The sequence below is a fragment of the uncultured Rhodococcus sp. genome (genome assembly GCF_963525155.1).
Lineage (GTDB): Bacteria > Actinomycetota > Actinomycetes > Mycobacteriales > Mycobacteriaceae > Rhodococcus_F > Rhodococcus_F qingshengii.
This window is the reverse complement of record NZ_CAURKP010000225.1, coordinates 1-7,283: the sequence shown is the minus strand read 5'-3', so window position 1 is coordinate 7,283 and position 7,283 is coordinate 1. Positions and strand designations below refer to the sequence as shown.

The window sequence follows — 7,283 nt, the reverse complement described above, 5'->3', positions numbered from 1 at the left end:
GTATCTCCCCGCACTTCCGCCCGCCCCGCCACCGTATGAACGCCACCGACCGCCGCACCGAAATCCGCGCTCGATTCCAGGTTTGGAATCAGGTCACTGAACTACGCATCACTGCCTGACCGACTGCTCTGTGGAATGGCCTGCTGCGCCCGAAAACTGCTGTATCCCAGACAACTTGACAACATCCTGTGACCTCCTGTGGATCACTCTGCCTCATCTCTCATATAGATGGTTCACTTTGAGGGGCACGGATCAGCCAGTCCAACTTCCGGGTACCAGTTCATACAAGGGTGTTCCAAGATTCTAGGAACCCGCGCGGTTCCGATTGCTGAGCGCGTAAAGGCGGCACGACGAGTTGACGAAGATCTTGCATATCGTTTTGCGGGCTTCGCCTTGGACCGTGAGGAAGAGCCGTGAGCGCAATGTAATCCACATGTTTCCGTCGTTCATGCAATCGAAACACAGCGTCCCTAAAGTTCGATCTACGCACTTGGATCCAAGCTTGTATGCAAGCGGGGTCGCATCCGATCAAGGGAGAACGAATGATCTCGCCTACCGCGCCGGGGATCCACATCGGCGGTCTCACAAAACAATTCAAGGTTGGACGCTCCACTGTCACCGCACTGGACGGCGTCGACATTCAGTCCGAGCAAGGCGAATTCGTCACGCTCCTCGGACCGTCCGGATGCGGCAAGAGCACCGTATTGCGGATCCTCGCCGGCCTCGAATCACAGAGCGCAGGCACCGCACTGGTCCATGGCGAAACTCCGCAGGACATGCGCCGACACCGCCACCTCGGAATCGCATTCCAAGACTCTGCACTACTGCCCTGGCGGTCGGTCCGCTCCAACATTCGTCTCCCCCTCGAGGTGTCGAAGCAGACGGGTTCGGACGAGTTCGTTCAGGAACTCATCGACCTGGTCGGCCTCACCGGCTTCGAGAATGCACGACCAGCACCGCTTTCCGGAGGTATGCGCCAGCGCGTGGCAATCGCGCGGGCACTCGTGGTCAAGCCCCGCGTTCTGCTCCTCGACGAACCGTTCGGCGCCCTCGACGACATGACCCGACAGAAGCTCAATATCGAGCTTCTCCGGATTTGGACCGAGCGGCCTGCCACCACCCTCATGGTCACGCACGGTATCGCTGAGGCCGTGTTTCTCTCGGACACCGTGGTGGTTATGAGCGCCCGGCCCGGGCGCGTCGAGAAGGTGGTCAAGATCGATCTGCCGCGGCCCCGGACACCGGAGATGATGCGCACCCGCGAATTCCACGAATACGTCGATCTCCTGTCCTCCATTCTCTTCAGCGCTCGCACCCGCGACGAGGACGCACTGGCCACCGTGGGTGGTGACCGCCGATGAAGAACAGTCGATTCCTCGGAGTGCTCGGCACCGGGGTCGTGCTCATCGTGTGGCAGATCGTCGGTATGACAGGCATTCTCGGCCCGGGCATAGCGCCACCCACCGCCATTGTCGGCGGCGTGATGCACGACGGTCTCGCCTTCTACGGAGTCCACATTCCCGTCACGTTGGCATCGGCTTCGGTGGGCTACCTGTGGGGAAATCTTGCCGCGATCGCGTGCGCAGCGCTGGTGACGACGGTTCCGGCCCTCGAGAAGTTGGTGTTGCAGGTGGGTATCGCGTCGGCGTGCATCCCGTTGATCGCAATCGCACCCATCCTCGCGGCGTGCTTCGACGGTGTTGTCACGTCCGCGATCATGGCCGCAGTCTCGGTCTTCTTCACCACCCTCGTCGGCACCATCAACGGGCTCTCACATGCTGATTCGTCGAGCGAAGATCTGGTCCGTGCGTACGGCGGCGGTGAGTACCTCGTTCTGCGTAAGGTGCAGCTCATGTCGGCGTTGCCGAGTATTTTGACTGCACTGAAAGTCGCTGTGCCCGCGGCAATTCTGGGAACGATCATCGGTGAGTTCATGGGGCAGGAGCGAGGTTTAGGGGCTGCGCTCGTTGTCGCTCAGTCCTCGAGTGACGTGGTGCGCACCTGGGGAATCACGCTGGTATCGAGCCTCATCGCCGGTCTTGCATTCCTGCTGGTCAACACTGTCGAGAAGATAGCCACCCCCTGGGCTGCAAGTACGTCGGGAGTCAACGCATGACAATCACACAGGACTCGCCCTCGGAGGTCGCCGGCCCGCGCGCCGCACAGCGAAACCAGGCCCTCACGATTGTGCACAGCCTGGCGCGTACTCTCGCGACGCTCGTCGGGGCAGTGATCGCCATCCTTACCGCCTGGACCCTCTTCATTCGACTGGTCGATGTGAGCCCGTTCGTCGCCAAGTCGCCGACGGATGTCTGGAATTACTTGATCACCGACACCGATGCTGCGGAGCACCGCGCAGTGATCACCTCCAATCTGGCCCGCACGCTCACCGATGCGTCGTATGGATTTGTCCTCGGGCTGTTTCTTGCGGCCGGTGTTTCACTGCTCTTCTACTTTTCGGCCACAGCCGAGGCCATGTTCATTCCGTCTGTCACGGCGTTGCATGCGATCCCGATGGTCACTATCGCGCCGATTCTCGTGTTGATCTTCGGACGCGGACTGGTCGGCACTGCCGTCATCGGTGCTGCGATCGTCGTTGTGCCCGCGTTGCTCACCATGCTGCAGGGGATCCGCAGTACTCCGCGGACCGATGTCGATATGGTGGTCGCGTATGGCGGATCCACTCTGTCCGCATTCTGGAAAGTTGCTCTGCCCCATGCCATTCCCACCTGGTTCGCCGCAGCGCGTCTAGCCGTCACCACCTCGATCGTCGGCGCATTACTGGCCGAATGGCTAGCCACCGGGCAGGGACTGGGAGGCCAGATGCTCAGGGATGCCAACGAATTCGAATTCGCACGATTGTGGTCTTCGGTCGTCGTACTCACCGTCACCTGCATTGTCATCTACCAGATCGTCAGCGTCATCGAAGCCGCTGTCACATCACGCATGAGCGCTCCCCGCTGAGAGCGGCGCCAGCCGAACCCCACCTTTCCTCGTTACCGAAACGGATACCCGATGACCACACAGTTTGATCGCAGGAAATTTCTCACCCGCGGACTCACCTTGGGCGGCCTCGCTCTGGCCGGGCCCGCCGTTCTGTCGGCCTGCATGTCCGGCGACTCGGGCAGCGCCTCCGCAGACGGTTTCGGAGTTGCATCCCAGCGGCTGGCCTGGATCAAGAACACCCAGTTCGCCGGAAGCTACGTCGCCGACAAGAACGGTTACTACACCGACGCAGGATTCAGTGGCTCCGATCTGGTCTCCGGTGGACCCACCGCTCCACCGATCGAATCCGATGTCCTCTCACGCACCTTCGTAGGAGTCTCGCAGGTGCCCATCGCCGGATCTGCCGTCGCGAAGGGCGCGCCGCTGAAGATCGTCGGCGCCGTCTACAGTCGCTACGCCGGATGCGTCATGACGATGGGAAACAATCCCGTCAATACACCGGAAGAGTTGTACGGCAAAACCATTGGATGCGCCTCGTCCAGTGAACCGGTCTGGCGCAACTTCATTGCAGCGCTCGGTCTCGACGAGTCCCGCATCAACACGGTGCCGGTACAGGGCGACCCGATCGGCATGACTGTCGGTGAGATCGACGGCTACGTCGGATTTGTCAACAGTCAGGTGGTCGACCTGCGCAACAAGGGATTCGACATCAACACGATGCTCCTTGCCGACGTCGGATTTCCTCTCGTCGGGCAGACCTACATCACCACCCAGGAGAACATCGACAACAACCGCGAGAAGCTCAAGGCATTCCTACACGCCGAGATCCGGGGGTGGAAGGACGTTCTCGCGGACCCACAGAGGGCAGCGGACCTCACCGTCAACGAATACGGCAAGGATCTCAACCTGAACCCTCAGTCCACCTACGACTGCTGCATCGCGGGCAACGAACTCATCCGCAACGGCTCTGCCGGACAGCAAATTCTGTCGATCTCCGACGCTACTGCCGCAGCGAACATCGAAGCCATCGCAGCCGGCGGCCTGAACCTCTCTGTTGACGACCTGTTCGACCTCGGGCCCATTCGCGAAGTCCACGAAGAAAATCCAGACCTGGCGCTGGCATAGAGCACTCCCTTGTCCAACACACTGTTTTCGCAACCGAAAGGCCCTGAAATGTCCTCTCCCACAACCCCGGACCTCGTCGTCACCGGCGGAACCGTTATCTCCCACGACGGTCGCCGCCGCCAGGACATCGCGGTCGCCGATGGGCGCATCCTCGCAGTCGGCGACAATCTCCTCGCCCCGGGAGTGCCGACCATCGACGCGACGGGGTTGCTCGTTCTCCCAGGATTGGTGGACATGCACGTCCATCTGCGCGAGCCCGGAATGACCGAAAAGGAAGACTTCGCGAGCGGCACGTCGGCTGCAGCTGCGGGCGGCGTCACGACCGTCGTCGACATGCCCAACACCAAACCCCCCGTCGCGACGGCCGAGCGATACCGGCAGAAGCTGGACCTGGTGAAGAACAAGGCGTACGTGGACTTCGGGCTCTACGGGATGCTCGATCACGCCAACTCCGACGAGATCGCGGACATGGCGGAGCTGGGCGCCATGGGACTCAAACTGTTCATGGGTCAGACGACGGGTGACAACCGCTGCCCCAACGACGCCGCGATCTTCCGTGGACTCGAAGCTGCCGCTGCCGCCGATCTTGTCGTGGGCGTGCACGCGGAGAACGATCACCTGCTGCGCATGTTCGGTGACCGCCTCCAAGCGTCCGGTCGTAAGGATCCGCGCGCACACCTCGAAGGCCGGCCCGCCTTCGTCGAGGTCGAGGCCATTACTCGCATCATCACGATGGCAACCGAAGCGAAGACCAAACTGCACATCCATCACCTATCGACGGCCGTCGGACTCCAGCGGGTGATGGATCTGCGTGCGCAGGGGCATCGGGTCAGTGTCGAAGCACTTGTCTCGCACCTGTTCCTCGACGCGGATGCCTACGACACCTACGGGAACTTGATCAAGCTCAACCCGCCGATTCGCCCGGCCTCCGACGTGGCCGCATTGTGGGACGGGATCGACCGCGGGGACGTCGACATCATTGCCACCGATCATGCCCCGCACACCGTCGACGAGCAGGCCGAGACAGATGTGTGGAAGGCGTACGGCGGATTCATCGGCGTGGAAACGATGCTTCCGTTGATGCTCACCGCCGCTGCGCAGGGAAAGCTGACCGTCGAAGACATCGTCCGCCTGTGCTCCTACACTCCGGCGCAGCGCTGGTCGATGGCGAACAAAGGTCAGATCGCGCCCGGCTTCGATGCCGATTTCGTCCTCGTCGACGCCGGAGCCGAGGTTGTTCTCGACCAGAACTCGCTCCACTCCAAGCACAACGTCACTCCGTACGACGGTTGGGCGCTCACCGGCAGTGTTGTCGCGACGTACCTGCGCGGCGGCCTTGTCTACGAGAAGGGAGAAGTGGTCGGCGCACCCCGCGGCCGTCAGGTCCAGCCGGCGCGAACGCCTGCCGATTCCGTGCGCTGACTTGCCGATCCGCGAACAATGACAATCCAGCACAACAGACGAGGAGAGCGCGTGAGCGACATACAGGCAACACTGCTCGGAGATACCGGTTCCGCCACTATCCGTGCCGCGGTTGAGCGTTGCGTCGACGAAGTACATGGTGGGTCCACCGGTTCACCGTCTACCGACCCCGCTGCGATCGCCGGGATAGGCACCACAGCGGCGCATGCGTTGAAAGGTCGACTGCTCCTCGATGCGCTGGCGGACTACGGCGTCGAACTGGATGGGACACTGCCATTCGACAATCCCGAGGCGCTACTGGCGAATCCTGCGTGGACACTCGCGCTCGTTCTCAGTCCGTGGAAGCAGTCGGTCGCAACGTATTTGGCGATGTCAACTCCGTCCGCCGTGCGAACCGGTGTCGTCGACACGATAGTTCGTGAGTCGAGGGGCGAGGTTGGAGTCAACACCAACAGTTGGGCATCTCAGGCGGCGATGGAAACGCTGATGGGTGGCCGGACACCGTCGTCGATTCTGATTCTCGGGTCCGGCGGTTCGTCGAACTCGGTAGCGTTGGCGTGCCGCCGGGCGTGGCCGGGTGTGCGACTGATCGGCAGTGCCCGCAATCTCGACGCTGCAGTGGTGTGGGCGCAGCGATTCGACGCCGAGTTCGCAGCACCTGCTGACGTCTCCGCGCTGCTCGGCCCGGGCACGCCGTCGTTGCTGGTCAATACGACCACGTGGGGTGAGACGGACGCCTCCGAGGAGTCGCCGTTCGTGTTCGACTTCTCGGCTCTCGTATCTCCGGGCAACCAGTTCTTCGATCTGAACAATCGGGTGAGCGCCTTGCAGAGCACTGCGCTGTCGGCAGGTATGAACGTGATGTCCGGAACATTCATGCAGCGCGCCACCAACGCTTGCCGGGCAGCACTGTCGAAAGCGAGGACGACCCTGTGAGCCCGTTGGACAGCATGATCGTGAGCCGTAGCGGCGATCCTGTCAGTGCACGCGAACGTGTATATCTGTATCTCCGGCAACAGATCACCACCGGTGAATTCAGTGGCGGAACCCGCTTGACCGAGGAGCAGATCGCCGACGAGCTCGGTGTGAGCCGGACTCCCATCCGAGAAGCATTGCAGCGGTTGACAAGTGAAGGTCTTGTCGAACGCGTTCGGCGTGGTCAGCTCATCGTCGTGGATGTCGATGCGCAGGCACGTGCCGAGCTTCACGAACTCCGAGTCGCATTCGACCAAGTGGCTGCCAGACTCATCACCGCGAAAACCTCGAGCGTGGACTGGGATTCGCTGTACGCGATGCTGACACCGCTCGATAGTGCACTGAGTGAATTCGGGGTAGGTAGCCCTCAATACGCCATGACTCATCTCGAATTCCACATGGCCATTAACCGAGCCGCGTTCTGCCCCGTCACCTCGTCGTTCCTGGAGAGGCAGGCGTTCTTGTATCCCACCGACGACTACGTCCAGCAATCGGGACACGAACCGATTTCCCAACATCGCGCACTGCTCGACGACCTCGCGAGCGGCGACCTCGACCGTGCCACCACAGCCGTGCGTATCCACGCACTACGCGGGCACGGCAACACCACACTGCGCTGATCCACTCGCAACTGACCCCGCCGCAACAAGGAGTTCCTACGATGTCCCCCAACACTGTCCTCATGTTCGTCAACGGCCAAGCAATGAGCGGAGGTTCACTCAACGACGCCCTGTCCTCGGCGCGTTTTGTCGGTGCGGTGCGCACCGCACCCGCACAGAGGAACTGCTCGTGCGAAGAAGTGTTTCGCCGACGCG

7 protein-coding genes are annotated in these 7,283 nt (G+C 61.7%); all 7 read left to right on the top strand.

The features are described from left to right. The first annotated feature begins 542 nt into the window (after positions 1-542). Genes RWT78_RS26420 through RWT78_RS26390 form a run of 7 tightly spaced genes read left to right on the top strand, consistent with a single transcriptional unit; the run spans position 543 to position 7,088 of the window. Positions 543-1,361, top strand: coding sequence for an ABC transporter ATP-binding protein (locus RWT78_RS26420; RefSeq protein ID WP_314681976.1), 819 nt, complete (start codon positions 543-545; stop codon positions 1,359-1,361). Continuing rightward, positions 1,358-2,116 (top strand): ABC transporter permease, encoded by a 759-nt coding sequence (locus tag RWT78_RS26415; protein ID WP_298783291.1) that lies wholly within the window; start codon positions 1,358-1,360, stop codon positions 2,114-2,116. Before RWT78_RS26420 ends, RWT78_RS26415 begins: the two co-directional genes overlap by 4 nt. After that, complete coding sequence (locus tag RWT78_RS26410) at positions 2,113-2,964, top strand: ABC transporter permease (protein WP_298783299.1); 852 nt, start codon at positions 2,113-2,115, stop codon at positions 2,962-2,964. The genes RWT78_RS26415 and RWT78_RS26410 overlap by 4 nt, the downstream gene beginning before the upstream one ends. A gap of 51 nt (positions 2,965-3,015) precedes the next feature. After that, on the top strand, positions 3,016-4,071 hold the full coding sequence (locus RWT78_RS26405; RefSeq protein WP_209923405.1) for an ABC transporter substrate-binding protein: 1,056 nt from the start codon (positions 3,016-3,018) through the stop codon (positions 4,069-4,071). Between the two features lie 48 nt (positions 4,072-4,119). Next, complete coding sequence (gene allB, locus RWT78_RS26400) at positions 4,120-5,493, top strand: allantoinase AllB (RefSeq protein WP_209923407.1); 1,374 nt, start codon at positions 4,120-4,122, stop codon at positions 5,491-5,493. Positions 5,494-5,544: 51 nt separating this feature from the next. Next, entirely contained in the window at positions 5,545-6,429 is an 885-nt protein-coding gene (locus RWT78_RS26395) for a hypothetical protein (protein ID WP_209923409.1), read from the top strand. Continuing rightward, complete coding sequence (locus tag RWT78_RS26390; protein ID WP_298783327.1) at positions 6,426-7,088, top strand: GntR family transcriptional regulator; 663 nt, start codon at positions 6,426-6,428, stop codon at positions 7,086-7,088. The genes RWT78_RS26395 and RWT78_RS26390 overlap by 4 nt, the downstream gene beginning before the upstream one ends. Positions 7,089-7,283 lie beyond the last annotated feature (195 nt).

Excerpts from the sequence above, each read along its gene's own strand:
- RWT78_RS26420 (WP_314681976.1), top strand. The coding sequence starts at position 543 with ATGATCTCGCCTACCGCGCCGGGGATCCACATCGGCGGTCTCACAAAA.
- RWT78_RS26415 (WP_298783291.1), top strand. The coding sequence starts at position 1,358 with ATGAAGAACAGTCGATTCCTCGGAGTGCTCGGCACCGGGGTCGTGCTC.
- RWT78_RS26410 (WP_298783299.1), top strand. The coding sequence starts at position 2,113 with ATGACAATCACACAGGACTCGCCCTCGGAGGTCGCCGGCCCGCGCGCC.
- RWT78_RS26405 (WP_209923405.1), top strand. The coding sequence starts at position 3,016 with ATGACCACACAGTTTGATCGCAGGAAATTTCTCACCCGCGGACTCACC.
- allB (WP_209923407.1), top strand. The coding sequence starts at position 4,120 with ATGTCCTCTCCCACAACCCCGGACCTCGTCGTCACCGGCGGAACCGTT.